Annotated in this window: 19 protein-coding genes; 10 read left to right on the top strand and 9 right to left on the bottom strand. The window is 64.4% G+C overall.

What is annotated here, in order from left to right; genetic code table 11:
• Positions 1-9: 9 nt before the first annotated feature.
• Entirely contained in the window at positions 10-807 is a 798-nt protein-coding gene (locus ACRCUN_RS14440) for an SDR family NAD(P)-dependent oxidoreductase (RefSeq protein ID WP_462142314.1), read from the top strand.
• Between the two features lie 33 nt (positions 808-840).
• Here the strand turns inward: ACRCUN_RS14440 and ACRCUN_RS14435 are convergent, their stop codons facing one another.
• Together ACRCUN_RS14435 and ACRCUN_RS14430 are read right to left on the bottom strand one after the other, a co-directional pair.
• A complete protein-coding gene (locus tag ACRCUN_RS14435; RefSeq protein WP_462142313.1) occupies positions 841-1137 on the bottom strand; it encodes a DUF1330 domain-containing protein in 297 nt (98 codons plus the stop codon).
• Positions 1137-1556, bottom strand: a complete 420-nt coding sequence (locus ACRCUN_RS14430) for a Dabb family protein (RefSeq protein ID WP_462142312.1) — start codon at positions 1554-1556, stop codon at positions 1137-1139. Before ACRCUN_RS14430 ends, ACRCUN_RS14435 begins: the two co-directional genes overlap by 1 nt.
• An 85-nt stretch (positions 1557-1641) precedes the next feature.
• Between ACRCUN_RS14430 and ACRCUN_RS14425 the strand changes: the two genes are divergently transcribed.
• From ACRCUN_RS14425 to ACRCUN_RS14390, 8 genes are all read left to right on the top strand, one after another.
• Complete coding sequence (locus tag ACRCUN_RS14425) at positions 1642-2349, top strand: TetR/AcrR family transcriptional regulator (protein WP_462142311.1); 708 nt, start codon at positions 1642-1644, stop codon at positions 2347-2349.
• 213 nt (positions 2350-2562) lie between these two features.
• Positions 2563-3681: an ABC transporter substrate-binding protein gene (locus ACRCUN_RS14420; RefSeq protein ID WP_462142310.1), complete on the top strand. Its 1119-nt coding sequence runs from the start codon at positions 2563-2565 to the stop codon at positions 3679-3681.
• 24 nt (positions 3682-3705) lie between these two features.
• Complete coding sequence (locus ACRCUN_RS14415; protein ID WP_462142309.1) at positions 3706-4572, top strand: ABC transporter ATP-binding protein; 867 nt, start codon at positions 3706-3708, stop codon at positions 4570-4572.
• Positions 4556-5392 (top strand): ABC transporter permease, encoded by an 837-nt coding sequence (locus tag ACRCUN_RS14410; protein ID WP_462142308.1) that lies wholly within the window; start codon positions 4556-4558, stop codon positions 5390-5392. The genes ACRCUN_RS14415 and ACRCUN_RS14410 overlap by 17 nt, the downstream gene beginning before the upstream one ends.
• A 104-nt stretch (positions 5393-5496) precedes the next feature.
• Positions 5497-6573 (top strand): LLM class flavin-dependent oxidoreductase, encoded by a 1077-nt coding sequence (locus tag ACRCUN_RS14405; protein ID WP_462142307.1) that lies wholly within the window; start codon positions 5497-5499, stop codon positions 6571-6573.
• On the top strand, positions 6570-7322 hold the full coding sequence (locus tag ACRCUN_RS14400; RefSeq protein WP_462142306.1) for a DUF1684 domain-containing protein: 753 nt from the start codon (positions 6570-6572) through the stop codon (positions 7320-7322). The genes ACRCUN_RS14405 and ACRCUN_RS14400 overlap by 4 nt, the downstream gene beginning before the upstream one ends.
• Before the next feature lie 21 nt (positions 7323-7343).
• The gene (locus ACRCUN_RS14395; protein WP_462142305.1) at positions 7344-7859 is read left to right on the top strand and encodes a nitroreductase family protein; all 516 of its coding nucleotides are present in this window, start codon (positions 7344-7346) and stop codon (positions 7857-7859) included.
• Positions 7856-8788, top strand: coding sequence for a 2-hydroxyacid dehydrogenase (locus ACRCUN_RS14390; RefSeq protein ID WP_462142304.1), 933 nt, complete (start codon positions 7856-7858; stop codon positions 8786-8788). The genes ACRCUN_RS14395 and ACRCUN_RS14390 overlap by 4 nt, the downstream gene beginning before the upstream one ends.
• 28 nt (positions 8789-8816) lie before the next feature.
• Here ACRCUN_RS14390 and ACRCUN_RS14385 read toward each other — a convergent pair whose 3' ends face one another.
• Genes ACRCUN_RS14385 through ACRCUN_RS14355 form a run of 7 tightly spaced genes read right to left on the bottom strand, consistent with a single transcriptional unit; the run spans position 8817 to position 15264 of the window.
• On the bottom strand, positions 8817-9659 hold the full coding sequence (locus ACRCUN_RS14385) for a MetQ/NlpA family ABC transporter substrate-binding protein (RefSeq protein ID WP_462142303.1): 843 nt from the start codon (positions 9657-9659) through the stop codon (positions 8817-8819).
• 30 nt (positions 9660-9689) lie between these two features.
• A complete protein-coding gene (locus ACRCUN_RS14380; protein WP_462142302.1) occupies positions 9690-10382 on the bottom strand; it encodes a methionine ABC transporter permease in 693 nt (230 codons plus the stop codon).
• Positions 10379-11365, bottom strand: coding sequence for a methionine ABC transporter ATP-binding protein (locus tag ACRCUN_RS14375; protein ID WP_462142301.1), 987 nt, complete (start codon positions 11363-11365; stop codon positions 10379-10381). The genes ACRCUN_RS14380 and ACRCUN_RS14375 overlap by 4 nt, the downstream gene beginning before the upstream one ends.
• On the bottom strand, positions 11362-12345 hold the full coding sequence (locus tag ACRCUN_RS14370) for an LLM class flavin-dependent oxidoreductase (protein ID WP_462142300.1): 984 nt from the start codon (positions 12343-12345) through the stop codon (positions 11362-11364). The genes ACRCUN_RS14375 and ACRCUN_RS14370 overlap by 4 nt, the downstream gene beginning before the upstream one ends.
• Positions 12342-13349: an LLM class flavin-dependent oxidoreductase gene (locus ACRCUN_RS14365; RefSeq protein ID WP_462142299.1), complete on the bottom strand. Its 1008-nt coding sequence runs from the start codon at positions 13347-13349 to the stop codon at positions 12342-12344. The genes ACRCUN_RS14370 and ACRCUN_RS14365 overlap by 4 nt, the downstream gene beginning before the upstream one ends.
• A complete protein-coding gene (locus tag ACRCUN_RS14360; protein WP_462142298.1) occupies positions 13346-13894 on the bottom strand; it encodes an OsmC family protein in 549 nt (182 codons plus the stop codon). The genes ACRCUN_RS14365 and ACRCUN_RS14360 overlap by 4 nt, the downstream gene beginning before the upstream one ends.
• 11 nt (positions 13895-13905) lie before the next feature.
• The gene (locus ACRCUN_RS14355) at positions 13906-15264 is read right to left on the bottom strand and encodes an aminotransferase class I/II-fold pyridoxal phosphate-dependent enzyme (RefSeq protein ID WP_462142297.1); all 1359 of its coding nucleotides are present in this window, start codon (positions 15262-15264) and stop codon (positions 13906-13908) included.
• A gap of 338 nt (positions 15265-15602) precedes the next feature.
• Here ACRCUN_RS14355 and ACRCUN_RS14350 point away from each other — a divergent pair, with 338 nt between their 5' ends.
• Positions 15603-16838: an acyl-CoA dehydrogenase family protein gene (locus ACRCUN_RS14350; protein ID WP_462142296.1), complete on the top strand. Its 1236-nt coding sequence runs from the start codon at positions 15603-15605 to the stop codon at positions 16836-16838.
• Positions 16839-16869: the final 31 nt, after the last annotated feature.

The following is a 16869-nucleotide window of genomic DNA, read 5'->3' as shown; positions in this document are numbered from 1 at the left end:
GGAGAGATGATGGATTTACAGCTGACCGGTAAGCGGGCGATCGTCACCGGTGGCAGCAAGGGGATCGGCTTGGCCATCGCACACGCGCTCGCGGCCGAGGGAGTCGATGTCGTGCTCGCCGCGCGTACCCGCGAGACATTGGAGAAAGCAGCAGCCGATGTGACCGAACGCAGCGGCAGGCGGGCCATTCCGGTTGTCGCCGACACCGGCGACAACGAATCGGTCAAGGCGCTGGTGGCCCATGCCGTCGAAGAACTCGGCGGCGTGGACATCCTGGTGAACAACGCATCCAATCAGGCGATCGGCTCGGCATTCCCCGACCTGACAGGTACGACCGACGAGGCTTTCTGGGGCGACGTCAACGTGAAAGTCGTCGGATACCTGCGGACCGCGCGCGCAGTTGCCCCGCATCTGATCGATCAGGGTTGGGGCCGGATCATCAACATCAGCGGCCTGGGCTACCGACAGACGCACTCGATCGTACGCAGCATTCGCAACGTCAGCGTCGCTGCGCTGACGAAGAACCTTGCCGACGAGCTTGGGCCGCACGGCATCAACGTCACCGTCGTACACCCGGGCCAGACCCGCACGGAGAGCAAGTCACTGGACTATCGGGCGGCCGCGGAGAAGGCTGGCCTGGCGGTCGGTGAATACGAGAAGCGCATCGCGAACAACGCGATCGGGCGAGTGGTCGAAGCGGCTGAGGTGGCCGACGTCGTTGCCTTCCTTGCCTCGCCGCGCAGCGTGAGCATCACCGGGGACGCGATCGCCGCAGGCGGTGGCTTGCTGGGTGCGATCAACTATTAGTCGGGCGCGATTTCGGTCGCCGTCACCGATGCGTCAGCCTTCGACTGCGATGAGATCGCCTTCGCCTGCGCGCTTGCGCAGCTCCAGCCACGGCCGATACTCCTCGGACTCGTAGAACTCCATCAAGCGGCTCATCGAAGGAAACTCGATGAGCGTCAAATGGTCACGGTCCCAGGGTCCCTCGAGCACACGGACTTCCCGGTGCCTGAGGCGGTACGTGCCACCGAACGCGACGACGATCTCGCGGACACGTTCGGCGTACTGCGCCATTTCGCGCTGGTTTCCGTACCCGCCGATCGGATCGATGTGAATGAGATAAGCGGCGGCCATTACCGCTCCAACCGCGTCTCGTGCAGCAGCGCAATTTCGGGAATCGCGGTCAGGAGCGCGAGATACTCCGGATCACGTTCCGTCCTGCGCTGATGCAGCTCGATGATCTTGGGTCTCAGGTCGGGATCATCGTCGTCGGAGAGTCCGGTGCCGACCGTCTTCTGCAACAGCGGCAGCAGGGCCCGGTCCGCGGCCGCGTGGAGTGGATGGTCGAAGTAGCGTTCCAGCGCACCGAGATCGGCAAGTCCGATGCTGAAACCGTGGGTGAAACCGTCTGCCGGATCACCAAGATCCTTGCCGACGATGGCGAATGCCACCGGTTCCGCCTCCGCCAGTGCGGCCACCGCCGCCAACGCCCGGCGTTTGTCTTGTTCTGTGACGCCGGGTTTGAAGCTGAAACGCTGAGCGCTGATGATCATGCCAACTCCTTCCGCGAGGTTCATGCTAGTACACACCGTGTACTTTTGCATCGGCGTTTCATTATGGAGTGGGTAGGATCATCGGGTGCCCACCGGCCGACCGAACCCGCCGACACGGCGCGAGCGCCTTCGCGCCGAGACCTCCAGGGAGATCAAGTCGATCGCCCTGCGACAGCTGGCCCAATACGGTGCCGGCGGCATCTCGCTGCGCGGGATCGCGAGCGAGATGGGCATGACGGCCCGAGCCATCTACACCTACTTCCCCACCCGCGACGAACTGATCACCGCGCTTATCGATGACATCACCACCGAGCTGGCGGACACACTCGAGAGCGCGCGGGACAGCCGACGAAGCGGCGGTTCGCGGCTCGTGGCGTGGGGCATCGCCCTGCGTGAGTGGGCAATGACCCATCCCGCCGAGTTCCGGCTCATCTACGGTGACCCGATTCCCGGTTATGTTCCACCACCTGACGGGCCAGGGGTCCGAGCGGCTCAACGCATCTGCGGCGGGCTCAACCGTCTTGTTGCGGAAGAGGTTTCGGACGCGCATCCCGACCTGTCCAGCACCGTGAGGTGGTCGCAGTTCCCGCCCGACTATGCGGCCAAGGTGCGGGCCGAGATTCCCGACGCCTCCCCTGCACTCGCCGCGCTCACCTTGCGGGTCTGGGGACGAATGCACGGGCTCATCACCCTTGAGGTGTATGGGCACCTGTTGGCAGTGTGCAACGACCCGGCCGCCATCCAGCGTGCCGATCTCGCCGACATCGTCCGGGACCTTCGCCGAAGTACGTAATTGGCCGACAGCCGATGTTGATCCGTCCATCGCCGCCGGTTCGGCCGGCACAGCTGTGCTCACGCTGAATTAATCCGTAGCTGTCAATTACCGGGAAGTTTAGCGTCGCAATTGAATTGGTCGGCCTTCCGGCCTGTTCCATTCACCTGTACTCAGACCACCGCGAAACCGGGGTGCCATGAGCATTGAGACCACACAGCGGAAGGTGCGCGCGTGATATTCGGAGACAAGGGCGTTTTGAGCAAATCATCGTTTGCGCTCGGGTTGGCTGTCCTCGTCACGCCGCTGCTTCTGTCCGGCTGCAGTGACAAAAAGGACGACGGCGTGGTGACCTTTCGCTTCGCGAAGTCGACCACTGAGTTGTCTCTGGTCCGCATAGCCGACGAGTTGGGATTCTTCGACAACGCCGGTGTGCGCCCGGAGTACGTCGGGCCCGCGACCGCGGTTCCTGCCGTGCAATTACTCGATCAGAACGCCATCGATATCGCGACCGGCATGTTCAACAACGACATCGACGGCAAGGTGAAAGGCTTCAAGTTCACCGCCATCGCTTCGAGCATGCTCGATTTGCCCGACGAGCCCCACATGGCCTACTTCACCAAAGCCGGCTCCGACATCACAAAGACGAATCTGAAAGCCGTTGAAGGGAAGACAATTGGCCTCTCCGGGTTCAACAGTTGCACGGATCTGGTGATCAAGCGATATCTGCTGAAAAACGGCGTGGACCTCACCAAGGTCAAGTTCCTCGAGCTCAAGAACGAGCTCATCGCGCCTGCGATCGAACGGGGTGAGGTCGACCTCGGAGTCTTCCATCCGCCGTTGGTCGGTGTCCTGCTGAGTCAGCCCGACAAGTTCACCCAGGCCTTCACCTCGTTCGACGACTGGGGCCCGCTGGGCGGCCAGGCGCCATACGTCGCGAGCAACGCGTGGCTGCAGAAACACCCGGAGGCAGCCCGCGAGCTCGTGGGCATCATCGCCCGGACGGCGAACTGGGCCAACGCCCACCCCAAAGAGTCGGCCGAGATCGCAGGCAAGACAACCGGATACCCCGTCGAACAGACCACCAACTGGCACTATGCGCCCAACGCGCTCCTGGACAAGGCCAGCCTGCAGCTGTGGTGGGACCTCGTTGAGGAGGTGGGTGAACCACTGCCGGGATCGGAAAAGTTGAAGCCGGAGGACATCGCCACCAACGCGTTCAACCCTTATGCGAAGTCCGCCGACCTTCTGGAAACCCAGGACCACAACACCACGATCCTCGACCAGGAACAGAACGACGGCGTGTTCAAAACACACTTGGTCGATATCCCGGGGCTCGAAGAGCAAAAGTGATCCGTCTCAAGGAAGCGACCTGAAATGACTCAGCATGTACTCGCCGCGGGTCAGACATCGGATGCTGCGCTGAAGCCGGCAGCCGACGACACCACGTGGAAGATCGAAGCCAGACGAATCACCAAGCGTTATCCCAGACTTCGATCGAGATCGGCCAGGGAACCCACCACTGTGCTCGACGGGTTCGATCTCAAGATCAAGGGTGGTGAATTCGTCTCACTGCTCGGGCCGAGCGGCTGCGGCAAATCCACGTTCCTCAACATCCTGGCCGGCTTGGATACCTATAACAGGGGCACAGTCCTCATCGACGGCAAGAGAGTCGATGGTGTGAACACGACGGTCGGTGTCGTGTTTCAGGGGTACGGATTGTTCCCATGGCTCACGGCGCAGAAGAACGTCGAAGCCGGCCTCAGGATCCGCGGGGTGTCCAAAGCCGATCGCCGGGCACGAGCTGCCGCCGTCCTGCGGACCGTGGGGCTGGAGGCTGCGGCCAACCGACTCCCCCATCAACTCTCCGGCGGTATGCGCCAACGCGTCGCGATCGCGCGTGTGCTCGCCTATGAGCCCGAGATCCTCGTGTTCGACGAGCCGTTCGCGGCATTGGATGCGCAGACCCGCGAATTCCTACAGGGCGAGTTGCTACGCATATGGGAGGGCGGCGAGACGAAGAAGACCATCCTGTTCGTCACTCACTCGATCGACGAAGCCATCTTCCTGTCCGACCGGATCGCGGTCATGACGCAGGCCCCAGGCAAGGTGAAGACGTCGGTGGACATCGACCTACCTCGTCCGCGCGACAGCGATGTGCGTAATTCGGAGGACTTCGCGCATATCCGGGCGCGCGTATCGCGGATCCTGGAAGAGGAGGTGCGAATTGGCAACGGTTCTTGACGAGGCGAGCGCCCAGGATGACCAGGACGACGCCAAGACGCCCAATCCTTGGCTGACCAAGTACGGCAGGTTCGTCGGCGGCGCACTCGGGCTGGCGGCGTTCCTGTTCATCTGGTGGCTGGTGGTTGCGACCGGCTACGTCAGCGACATGTACCTGGCGACGCCGCAGGACACGGTCAAGGCGTTCGTCGACGGACTTGTGGACGGCACACTGAGCTCAGAGATCTGGCCCAGCGTGCAACGCGCCTTGATCGGATTCGCGATCGCGCTGGTGGCGGGCATCGGTCTCGGTATCGTCGTGGGTTCGTTCAAGTTCTTTCAGACACTCGCCGAACCGGTCCTGTTGTTCTTCAGGAATCTCTCACTCCTGGCGCTGCTGCCGGTGTTCGTCGTTTTCCTCGGAATCGGCGAGGAATCCAAGATCGCCATCGTCGTGTGGGCGTGTTTCTGGCCGATCTTCGTCAACGCTGTCGGCGCGGTCGGCGGTGTGGAGCGGCAGTTGCTGAACTCGGCCCGAGCACTCGGTGCGGGACGGTGGTACACGTTCGTTCACGTGATCCTGCCCGCCGCGGTCCCGGCGATCTTCCCGGGCATCCGACTGGCGTCGGCCAACGCCTTCACGGCGCTCGTCGCCGCCGAACTCGTCGGTGGAGCGCAGGGCATCGGCATCTATATCAACAACGCCGCGCTGCGGTATCAGACACCGCAGATGTATGCCGGGATCCTGGCCCTCGGCTTGATCGGGGTACTTGTCAACGCCCTGATGACCGGCATCGAATGGCGTGTCACCGGCTGGCAGCGGGGATTGACCAACAAGTGACGAGCGGAGTAGGTATCCGGCCATCCGCCGCTGCGGGACTAAGACGCGGCCTCGAGCGTTGAATCACACATGGTCGCGCGATTCCATCGGTCCGGAGGCCGCCTGTGAAGTTCCTGCTGCTCACGCTGATCGCCCATCATCCCGACCCGATCACCGGGGTGAAGGTAAGTCCGGCGGAGCGGCTGCGCGCCGTCATCGATGCCGCGGTACTCGCTGAAAAACTGGGTTTCGACGGGTTCGCGGTCGGTGAGCGTCACGAGGATCCGTTCATCTCCTCCTCACCGCCGGTGGTGCTGAGCAACATCGCGGCACAAACCTCGACGATCGGGTTGTTCACCGCGGTGACGACTTTGAGCCTGCTCGACCCGGTGCGGGCGTTCGAGGACTGCTCCACGCTGGACAACTTGTCCGGCGGGCGGCTCGAACTGATCATCGGGAAAGGCAACGGCGCAGCACAAGCCGAACTGTTCCAGGTGACCACCGCTGATCAGTGGGAGCGTAACCGTGAGGGCTACGAGTTGTTCCGCGCCTTGTGGGGCAGCGAGCACGTGACGTGGTCGGGCCGGTTCCGTCCTCCGCTTGCCGACGCCAAGGCACTTCCCAGGCCGCTGCAACGCAAGGTCCGCATCTGGCACGGCAGCGCCACCAGCCGGGATTCGGTCGACCTCGCTGCACGCCACGGCGATCCCCTCTTCTCGGCCAACGTCACCTACCCGATCGAGCCCTATGCCGAACTCGTACGTCACTACCGCCGCCAATGGGAGTCCTACGGCCATAACCCCGAGGACGCACTCGTCGGGGCGGGAACAGCAGGCTTCCACATCGCGCCGACATCGCAGCGAGCCGCCGACGAGTACCGACCCGTGTTCGAGACCCGGTTGGCCTTCGCGCGGCGGGCCGGGCTTCCGGTGGTGTTCGAATCGATCGAGGACTTCATCGACCGGAGCTCAGCGCTCGTCGGCAGCCCGCAACAGGTCATCGACAAGGTGGGGCGCTACCACGAACAGTTGGGGCATGAGGTGATCCATCTGAGCGCCGATACCGACGGGGTGACCGCCGCGCAGAAGAGGCGAAGCCTCGAACTGTTCCAGTCCGACGTCGCGCCGGTGCTCCGCGAAAAGATCCCCAGCCGGCCCCTCGCAGCACAACACCACGTGAAGGAAGGTGCGTACCAATCATGACAGCAGCAACGACATTCGAGACCTCCTGGGAGGATTGGCATACCGAGCGCGAACGCTATTATGGCGATCCACTCGGTTGGGTCAGCCTGACCGGTTTGTACTGGCTCACCGATGAATTCGAGGAGATTGCCGATCTCCCCGGTCGCTGGCGCGCCGACACCGATGCGGTGTTCGTCGAAGGGCTCGAGGGCACCGACCGCCTCGAACCGGTCGAGGGCGCCCCGGGTCTGCTCGTCGAGGCCGGCGACCGCCGTATCGAGGTGATCCGCCGCACCGGATCGGTCGCGTTGCGGGTCCACGACCCCAGGTCGCCACATCTGCAGTCCTACCGGGGCATTCCGACTTACCCGCCGAGCCCGCGCTGGCAGGTCACCGGCACCTTCACGCCGTATCCGCAGGCGCAGACGATCACCACCGGCGCCGTGGTGCAAGGGCTCGAGCATCACCACAACGCAGTCGGAGTCATCGATTTCGAGTTGGAAGGCGCGGCCCACCGACTCGTCGCGTTCGGTCGCCCATCGGGAGACCTTCAGGTCCTGTTCACCGACGCCACCAGCGGGGTGACGACCTATCCCGCGGCCAGGTCGCTGTCGATCGCCCCGCCCCATGCCGACGGGACAGTGGCACTCGACTTCAACCGGGCCTCGAATCTGCCGTGCGCGTTCACCGATTACGCGACGTGCCCGGTGGCGCCCGCCGAGAACCGACTGACCGTCGCCGTCGAGGCCGGCGAGAAGAATCCGCGATAAGACCACATAACGGAGGACGCAATGGAAACGTGGGATGCGATACGCGCCAGGCGAAATGTACGAACCTACCTCCCGGACCCGATAGCCGACCATGATCTGGACCGCATCGTCGAGGCGGGCTGGCGAGCGCCGTCTGCGTCCAATCGCCAGCACTGGGACTTCGTCATCGTCACGGATCGCGCCCAACTCCAGGAACTCTCGACGGTATGGCGCGGCGCAGGCCACATCGCGTCGGCGCCCGCAGCTATCGCGTTGGTCGTCCCACAACCACCTGACGAACGCACCAGACTCATCGACCAGTACGACCTCGGGCAGGCCACACTGGCGATGACCATCGCCGCGACCGACCTCGGCATCGGCACCGGGCACTCCTCGGTGGGAGACCAGAACAAGGCGCGGGCGATCCTCGGAGTTCCCGACGATCACGTCGTCTCCTATCTTCTCGGCGTCGGGTATCCGGCCGACCGGCCGTTCAAGCCCATCGAGAAGCCCGATCGTCGTCCTTTCGACGAGGTCGTGCATCGGGGCCGCTGGTGACCGTCGCGTCAGGCGAACCCGTGAAAGTCCTTGTCCCAGACGACCTCGGAGTCAAGGTGCTGGAGACCGCGACAAGTGTCGAGGCGATCCGCTACCAGCCCGGCCAACCGTGGCCGGCCGGGCACTCCGACGCCACGGTCGTCGTGGTCGGCTACGAATTAGCCGCCGCTGTCGGCGCCAGATTCGTAGAGTTGTCCGACCTGCGTCTCGTACAGACTCTCAACGCCGGATATGACCAGTGGCTGCCACATCTGCCCGACGGCGTCATGCTGTCCAACGCGCGCGGGGCACACGGCGGGTCGTCGGCCGAATGGGTGGTCGCCGCGCTCCTCGCCATCTACCGCGACCTGCCGTCGTTCTCAGCACAACAGTCCCAGGGCATTTGGCAGCCCAAGGTCACCGAGACCTTGATCGGCAAACGGGTTGTCGTGCTGGGTGCCGGCGACTTGGCGGTGAACCTCGCATCGCGACAGGCGCCGTTCGACGCGGACGTGGCGCTGGTCGGCCGCCGCGCCAGACCCGGCGTGCACGCATACGACGCCATCGAGCGCCTGCTGCCGAACGCCGACGTCGTGGTGTCCATGCTGCCCGCTGACGAATCCACTTACCGCATCATCGATGCCGAATTCCTGACCAAGCTCCGCGACGGCGCGGTGGTCGTCAATGCGGGCCGGGGCGGAGCTGTAGACACCGATGCGCTGCTCGCTGAACTGACGGCCGGGCGCCTGCGGGCAGCACTCGACGTGACCGACCCCGAGCCATTGCCGCAGGATCATCCACTCTGGTCGGCACCGGGCCTGCTGCTGACGCCGCATGTCGCCGGGAGTACGACCGGCGCCGACGACCGAGCGTGGTCGATCGTCCTCCGGCAGGTCACCACATATGCCAACGGCGGTATCCCGCCGAATCTGGTGGCAGGACCGAGGTGACGCCGGGAGGGCAGCGAACTGGTCTTCGCTATGCGACGCCCACCGGTGCGCCGAACGCCGGGATCACCTGCCCTTCGGGGTATGTATCGAGGATGAATTGCCTGATCTCGACTGAGTTGTAGAGCTCGAAAACCCGCTTGTACTGCGGCTTCTCGATGTCCTCGGTCCGCGCCACCACACCGATCGCCCACAGCGGATTGTCTGCGGGTTCTTTGGCGAGGGCGTCCTCGAGCTTTAGGCCCGATGCGGTCGCCCCGGTTCCCAGAATCACCGCGGCGTCGACATCGGGCAGGGTGCGAGGTGTCGCTTCCAGATCGACCTGCACCCACTGGAGGTCCTTCGGGTTGGCGGCCACGTTCTCGAGCGTGACAGTACTCAAGTCACCGCCCGGCGAGAGCGTGACCAAACCGGCACTTTGCAGAAACCCAAGCGACCGAGCCTGATTGGGTACGTCCTTACTGATGGCGATCTTGGCGTGATCGGGCAGGTCGGCCAGCGACTTGTGCTTCTCCGAGTACAAACCCGTGGGGGTGAGGAACACGGTCTCAACGAATGTCTGCTTGAAGTGGTTGGTGGCCACCTGGTCGTTGAACCACGGCACATGGCTGTTGAAGTCTATGTCGACGTCACCGTCTTCGAGTAGTTGGTGATCGTTGACCGAGTTCGTGGTGGTGACCAGTTCCAGGTCGATGCCTTCTGACTTGGCCAGCTCGATGACCTTTTTGGTGATGTCGCCCTTGGGGTCCGGCGCGGCGGCGACTCTGAGGGTTGCGGTGCCTGGCTCCGAGCCGTCGGATCCGCATGCGCTGAGGCTGCCAGCGAGGGTGATCGCGATGGCCGCCAATGCGAATCTCGTTGTTTGACGAAACATGTGTTGTGCCTTTCAGGATGAGGAGATACGTCAACGGTGAGCGGACGCGAGGCGCACGGCGAAGTCGCCACTGATTTGAATGACCTGCACTATCAGGACCAGCAGAATGACGGTGGCGAACATGACGGTGTTGTCGAATCGCAAATAGCCGAAGGCGATCGCGAGGTCCCCGAGGCCACCGGCGCCCACCGCGCCGGCCATCGCCGAGAACGCCAGCGTTCCGACCGCCAGTACCGTCGCCGCTGACAGCAGCCCGGGAAGCGCCTCGGGCAGCAGCACTTTTCGCGTCGTCTGTAACAGCGTCGATCCCGATGCAAGTGCCACATCGACAACATCGCACGGCACTTCGCGGATCGCGGCCTCGGCCAAGCGCGCGAAGTACGCAGCACCGCCCACCGTAAGCGGGACGAGCGCACCCGCCACCCCGATGGCGGTACCGACCAACAGTCGGGTGACCGGGATCAGGGCGATCAGCAGGATGATGAACGGTAGCGACCGGCCGACATTGATCACCCAACCGAGTACGGCGTTGGTCACGCGGGACGGGCGCAGCCCGTCAGGCGCAGTGACCACCAGGATGAGCGCTAGCGGAACGCCGATGATCACCGAAAGCGCGAAGGATGCACCAGTCATGATCAGTGAGTCGACGAACGCCGGCCACAACACTTCTGGTAGTTCTTGAATGGGAGTGGAGCCCAGCGCCAAAGCCACCACTTCGGTCATGCCGTCTTCTCCTGCACATGTATCCCGTTGGCCCACAGCCACTTGCGGCAATCACATTCCGCGTCGGCCGGGACGGTGATCCGCGCGACACCCACCGTGCGACCGCCGATCGCCTCGATCGAGGCAGCCATGAGCTTGGGGCGCACCCCGACCGCGACCGTCAACTCGGCCAACCAGTCCTCGCCGGTCGATGACCGGCCCAGTCGAACCGACAGTTCGACCTCATCGTCGTCGCCGAGCCTGGTCATGGGCTCTGCGAACAGCTGGCGCCCGAGTTCGGAGTCCGGGTCCGCGGCAAGGTCGGAAACCACGCCGCCGTCGATGACCCGCCCGTCGCGCAGCAGAGTCGCCCGATCACAGGCACGGCGGACGACATCCATCTCGTGCGTGATCAGGAGAATGGTCAGATCGAGGTCGTCCCGCAACTCACGCAGCAACGAAAGAATTGAAGCGGTTGTCGTCGGGTCCAACCCCGACGTCGCCTCATCGGCTAGCAGGACAGGAGGATTCAGGGCAAGAGCACGTGCAATGCCGACGCGTTGGCGCTGTCCACCGGACAGTTCGCTTGGATAGGAACCTGCATGGCGGCTCAATCCCACTCGATCGAGCAGTTCATCGACGCGCCGCCGGCGCCGGGCCCTGTCCACGCCATGCACTTCAAGCGGATAGGCGATGTTGCCTGCGGCGGTGCGATGTGCCAGCAGACTGGACGACTGAAACACCATCCCGATCTTGCGACGCAACGCGATGACCTCACGGTTCTTCAATGGACCTGTTACGGTCGTGCCGTCGACGACGATGTCGCCGCTGTCGGGACTCTCAAGCCGGTTGACACAACGCAACAAGGTGGTCTTTCCTGCACCGCTGGGCCCGATGACGCCGGTGATGGAGCGGCGCGGAACCTGCAGGGACACGTCGTCGAGGACGTCGACGGTCGAAGAGCCGAGAGCGAAAACCTTGTTGACGCTTTGAATGTCGATCACGACGTCACCGATGTCTGCAATGCCGCAACCGCGTCGGCGATGGTGGCCAACGCGGCAATCGAAGCCTCGACAGTCAGATGGGTGGGCTGGAACTGCACCAGCAGATCAGTGGCCAAACCTACCGTCGGATCAGCGGCCAGCGCCTGGCTGATGTGTTCGCGCGAACCGTGGATGACACCATGACGTGCCAGCACCTCGTCGTCGTCGCAATCGTTCAGTTCGGGCGGCAGGTTCTCATTTCGCGCCCAGTCACGCACGTCGGCGGCCGCGCGGGCGCGGGCGGCCGCGTCCGCATCGGGCAGGATGGTTCTGCTGACGCCTAGGCGGGGAACGTGGCCGTTCACTGTGCTGACGTGCCGGTACTCGATTGCGATCGGACGCTGGAACTCTCCGACCGGCCGGTTGTCCAACGGCCAGGACCGGGCCAGCAAGATACCCTGACCCAGCTGCGCGGCAGCGGATGCCGCCTTCCGGGTCGTCGTGGCGCGCCAGATGCGGTGCGCCAGCGACGGAGCTCGCGGCGTGAGCACCGCACCTCCGGGAAGCTCATCACCCGACAGCACGGAGACCAGAACACCGGCATTGACATTCGAATCGTCAGCGCGCCTGCTGAAATCGCGCGACATCGCGGTGAACGTCGGCGGATGCGCACCCGAACCGATGCCGAGTTCGATGCGCCCACCGCTGATCAGATCGACGAGCGCGGCATCTTCGGCCGCCCTGATGGGGTCTTCCAAGGCCAGGGTGATGACCGCCGTGCCCAGTCGGATCCGTTGTGTACGCGCGGCAATCGCCGCGAGCAACACCAACGGCGAGGGCACGACGCCCCGCTCGGCACCGAAATGGTGCTGTGCCAACCACACCGAGTGATATCCGAGACGTTCAGCCTGCACACACACCTCGATGGTGTTGGCGATGATCTCGTGGTCCGTGCTACCCGAGGACGCATGGGTCAAGAATCCGAGCCGGGGCGCGGTCACGGCGTCACCGCCGGCCGCTTGTCGACGAGCCGCTGCTGCAACTGCGGTGCCACCGCGACCGCAGTGAGTTCCAGTGCGGCCAAAACCTTGTCGGGATGGACGGTACCCGGGGCGGTCTGGCAGATCAGCTCAGTGGCATACGGCACGATCAGGTCGGTCACCAGGCTCTCGACGACTTCGTCGGGGTGGCCGTGATGCACAAGCGATCGGCAAAAGTAATCCTCAGTGCTCCGGTTCGCCGGGAAGTGTCCTTCTCGGACCATCTGCGCCGCATATCGATTCAGACCATCTGCGAGGTCAGCTGTCGACGCGCGCCTATCGGCTGCCGGGTACACGGTTCGCGAGACTCCGATACGAGGCGCGGCATCGGTCAACGCGGCGCGATACTGCGTGACGACCGGTAATTGATGCTCGTCGGTGGCGGTGTCGGAGAAGTACACGCTGCGCGCCAACAACAACCCGTTGCCGTTGCGCCCGGTCCGCTGGGCACCGGCGGTGCTGGTCGTTGACTCCCATATCCGGCCCGTGATCGCCGCGGCGGAGCTGTGTAGGCGCGCGGTAGTGGCGTTGATCGGCTCACCGCGCAGCACTGAGGTGAGCGTGCCGAGTTTCTCGGTGAAAGCCGTTTGCTTGTGCGAGATATCAGCACCGACAGCAGCGAATGTCTCCGCGTGCCCGCCGGTTCCGACTCCGAGCTCCAGGCGTCCGCCGGAGATCTGGTCCACCACGTACGCCTGTTCGGCGAGCGCAATGGGATCGTCGGTGGGCAGCACCACGACCGCCGTGCCGAGGTTGATCCGGCTGGTCGTCGCGGCCGCGGCGGCGAGGAACGTCAGCGGTGTGGGCAGGGAACCATCTGAATCGCCGAATCGATGCTGGGCCACCCAACCAGTGTCATAGCCGAGTTCGTCCGCCGCCTGGAACAAGTCGAGCGCGATGTGCAGCGACTCGGCGGGATTACGCCCGGATGTGACGTGGGTGAGGAATCCCAGCCGTAGGGTCACGACGACGCTCCACTCGTGGTCAGCCGTAACCGGCTCACCACGCGGGCGGGTGTTCGTAGCAAGTTGAGCACCGGGCACACCTCGTCGACGTGAGCGATCAGTGCCTGCACCTCCGCTGCGGGGGCCGGTGACTCGACATGCACGACATAGCGCAGGTTCGTGGGTTGTTTTGTCGCGTCGTCGAAGCCGTCGACTCCGCCACGGGGATCCAATTCGGCATTGACATCCACGTCGACGGAGTCGAGCAGTACGCCCCGCTCAGCGGCGTGAATGAGTAACGTGTGTGCGATGCAGCTGCCCAGTACACCCAGCTGAAGTTCCGGGGATGTTGGGCCGAGGTCGTAGCCTGCGTAGTCCGGTGAGCTGTCGCTTATGACCTGATGCTGCCGAATGACAATACGCCTGACTCCGGTGGCCCCCGCGACGGTGACGCGCGCTGATATGTCGACCGGATCGGTGCGACCGCGGCGGATCTGCTCGACAAGTCGACTGCGGGCAGCCCGCTTGTACGGAAGGTAGTCACGGATGCTGTTGAGTGGCAACATGTCTCCTCTACTCAGTTGGCCGTGGCCAGTCGGTTTTCCCGACCGTGCGCAGCGGCGGCCAGCAGCGCCGCGAGTTCGGCGTTACGTGCTGGGGTGTCGGGCAGTTGGCCCGTGCCTATCCAGATGTGTGGCTGTGCGTCCCTGCCGGGGCCGCACGCAGCACCGGATCCGCTCCTGATGCCGAGATCGGCGAGTTCACGCCGCGCATGTCGTTCGTCGTGGACCGGGATCCACAGGGCCAGTCCGTCTCCCCCGGCTCGGGCGTCCACGCCGTGCTCGCGTAGTTCCTCTGCCAACATGCTTCGGCGGTCACGGTGACGCCTGCGAGCGATACGCAGTTGTCGTTCGGTGTTCTCGTCGCCGATGAGGTGAGCCAGGGCGCCTTGCAACATGCGACTGGTGGCAAGCATGCCGAGGCTGCGGATCCGGTCGATGCGTGCGACGACTTCCTCTGGTCCTGAGATGACGCACGTCCGAATATCGATGCCGTAGGCCTTGCAATAGGAGCGGATGAGGACATGGCGATGCGGGTGACTGCCGGCCACAGTCCGGGCGGGCTGGCCGCTGGCGGGCCCGATGTTGTCGTCCTCGATGACCGTCACGGCCTCAGGAGCGGAGGCAAGAACCGCCGCTAGTTCGCCGATACGCTCGCGGGTCAGCGCGGACCCGGTCGGCACCTGGGACCGTGGCTGATAGAGGACGGCGTCGGGTCGGCTGAACAATGCCTGCTGCAACGCCTCCGGCCGGGGACCGTGCGCGTCGACCCGCACGGGGATGGCGGTCGCGCGGACCGCCCGCAATGTTTCGAGGATGCGGGGTGCGGTCGGCGCTTCGACGGCAACCGCACCGCCCGGTCGTACCGTCGCCCGCAACGTCAGGAGCGTGCCCTCGTAACCGCCGTTGGCGACGGTATATCTCGGCGCCTGGAAGGGCCAGGTTGCGGTGACCGCGGCGAGAAGTACGGGCTCGACCGCTTCAGTGTCATGATCGGTTCGCCGGGACGCAGCGGCCGCGGCGAACGCGTCATCGATCGATGGCAACAGCAGCGGGTCCGGCAGGTGCTCGTCGAACGGGTAGTCCGACCAGGGACGCTCACATCCGGCCGAGAGGGTGTTGACCAAGGTGCCGCGGCGCCGGTCGGTGTGAAGCCAGCCACCATGGCGCAATTCGGTCCACGCGATCGACACCGTCGCCGGGCTGACCTCAAGTGCTCGAGCGATCCGGCGAACCGTGGCCAACCGTATGCCGTGTGGTAGTGCGCCGTTGCGGATGAGATGCTCCACAGCGCTGGCGATCCCGCGTGAGCTCCGATCGGTCACGGCGGACGTGATGACCGAAAGACCGTCGTCACTGTTCGTCAGATGTGACATGTCGACCTCCTGTCTTTGTCGCAGACCGCTCGAAACTAACAACGCTTCGCAGCGCGGATAGCCCTTAAATCCACCGTGCGCCGATCTTCCGAACTGTGTTCTGACCATAGGATTTCGGACAATGCAGTCACTGTCAGTGGGTCCCGCCGGAATTGGACAATCGATGAACCGCCTGCCGGTATCAGGCTGGACATAAATATCGGAGCGGCAGCGCAGGCCGTGCATCGACGCTTCGAGCTCACACCGCGCATCGACTTCGACCGTGGCTTGCCCACTCACTAACAATCTGTGCGACCGCAAACCTGGCGCCCACGCCGGATGTCGACATCATCGAAATCATGACCGTCACCGACCCGCATACCGTTGCGCCGAGCACCGACCACTCCGCGGCGGAGCCCGTCGTGGTCAGCGGTACGAGCCCGCTGGCCGACGACTTCCGGAGTCGCTTCTTCACCGGCGAGGACTACCGCCGGTTCCACGCCCGCGCCGCGCGCTACGACGCCGAGAACGTCTTTTTCTCCGAAGATTTCGCCGAACTGACCAAGGTCGGCTATCTCAAGGCTCCGCTACCAGAGCAGTTCGGCGGGTCTGCGCTGACGCTGCGGGATGTGGCCCGCGAGCAACGCAGGCTCGCGTACTGGGCGCCGGCCACGGCCCTTGCCATCAACATGCATCTGTACTGGGCGGGGTCCGCAACCACCGCGACAGCGCGTGGCGTCGCGGACGTGGAATGGCTACTTGCCGACATCGCCGCAGGACAGATCTTCGCCGCCGGCCACGGCGAGCCCGGTAACGATGTCGGCCTCGACGACGCCCAAGTCCGCGCGGTCCCGCAGCCGGACGGTGGCTACCTCATCACCGGCCGCAAGGTGTTCACCTCGTTGTCGCCGGTATGGAACCAGATCGGAATTCATGCCCGTGACGACTCCGATCCCGACAACCCCGTCATCGTGCATACCTTCGTCAACCGCGACGACCCCGGCGTCCACGTCGAGGAGACCTGGAATGCACTGGGTGTACGCGCAACTGCCAGCCACGACACCGTGTTCGACGATGCGCGTGCCGCGGCCCACAAGACCGTCGCCGTACACCCGGTGGGACCGGTCTACCCCGACTACATCGGACTGCTGCTGTCGTGGTATTTGCCGCTGTTGTCGAATGTCTACCTAGGCATCGCACGTCGCGCGCTCGATCTGGCGATACTGGGTGCGCAGACGAGAACCTCGCTGCGAGGGGATATTTCCCGACATGCCCAGAAACCGGCAGTGCAGCGCGAGGTTGCGGAGGCCGAGATCAAACTCGAAGCCGCCGCGGCGTTCGTGGAGTCGGTGAGCAATCCCGGCGATGCACACGGTACGTGGGCGCCGTTGCGCGCGCTGGCCGCGAAAGAGTTCGTCACCGCGACCGCCAGGGAGGTCGTCGACATCGCCGTGCAGGTGGTCGGTGCTGCCTCCGTGTCCAAGCGCCACGAACTCGAGCGTCTGTTCCGCGACGTGCGGACGGGTTCACTTCACCCGCCCAACACCGACGCCGTCCTCGAGGCCATCGGCGCCACCGCGCTCAACCAAGTCTGACGTGGTAAGGCTCCAATTGTGCCCCGGCACC

The organism is Mycobacterium venezuelense, assembly GCF_054919535.1.
The sequence above is the reverse complement of the archived record's forward strand: the minus strand, read 5'-3'. Positions and strand labels throughout refer to the sequence as shown.

Excerpts from the sequence above, each read along its gene's own strand:
- ACRCUN_RS14440 (WP_462142314.1), top strand. The coding sequence starts at position 10 with ATGGATTTACAGCTGACCGGTAAGCGGGCGATCGTCACCGGTGGCAGC.
- ACRCUN_RS14435 (WP_462142313.1), bottom strand. The coding sequence starts at position 1,137 with ATGGCCGCCGCTTATCTCATTCACATCGATCCGATCGGCGGGTACGGA.
- ACRCUN_RS14430 (WP_462142312.1), bottom strand. The coding sequence starts at position 1,556 with ATGATCATCAGCGCTCAGCGTTTCAGCTTCAAACCCGGCGTCACAGAA.
- ACRCUN_RS14415 (WP_462142309.1), top strand. The coding sequence starts at position 3,706 with ATGACTCAGCATGTACTCGCCGCGGGTCAGACATCGGATGCTGCGCTG.
- ACRCUN_RS14400 (WP_462142306.1), top strand. The coding sequence starts at position 6,570 with ATGACAGCAGCAACGACATTCGAGACCTCCTGGGAGGATTGGCATACC.
- ACRCUN_RS14395 (WP_462142305.1), top strand. The coding sequence starts at position 7,344 with ATGGAAACGTGGGATGCGATACGCGCCAGGCGAAATGTACGAACCTAC.
- ACRCUN_RS14385 (WP_462142303.1), bottom strand. The coding sequence starts at position 9,659 with ATGTTTCGTCAAACAACGAGATTCGCATTGGCGGCCATCGCGATCACC.
- ACRCUN_RS14380 (WP_462142302.1), bottom strand. The coding sequence starts at position 10,382 with ATGACCGAAGTGGTGGCTTTGGCGCTGGGCTCCACTCCCATTCAAGAA.
- ACRCUN_RS14360 (WP_462142298.1), bottom strand. The coding sequence starts at position 13,894 with ATGTTGCCACTCAACAGCATCCGTGACTACCTTCCGTACAAGCGGGCT.
- ACRCUN_RS14355 (WP_462142297.1), bottom strand. The coding sequence starts at position 15,264 with ATGTCACATCTGACGAACAGTGACGACGGTCTTTCGGTCATCACGTCC.
- ACRCUN_RS14350 (WP_462142296.1), top strand. The coding sequence starts at position 15,603 with ATGACCGTCACCGACCCGCATACCGTTGCGCCGAGCACCGACCACTCC.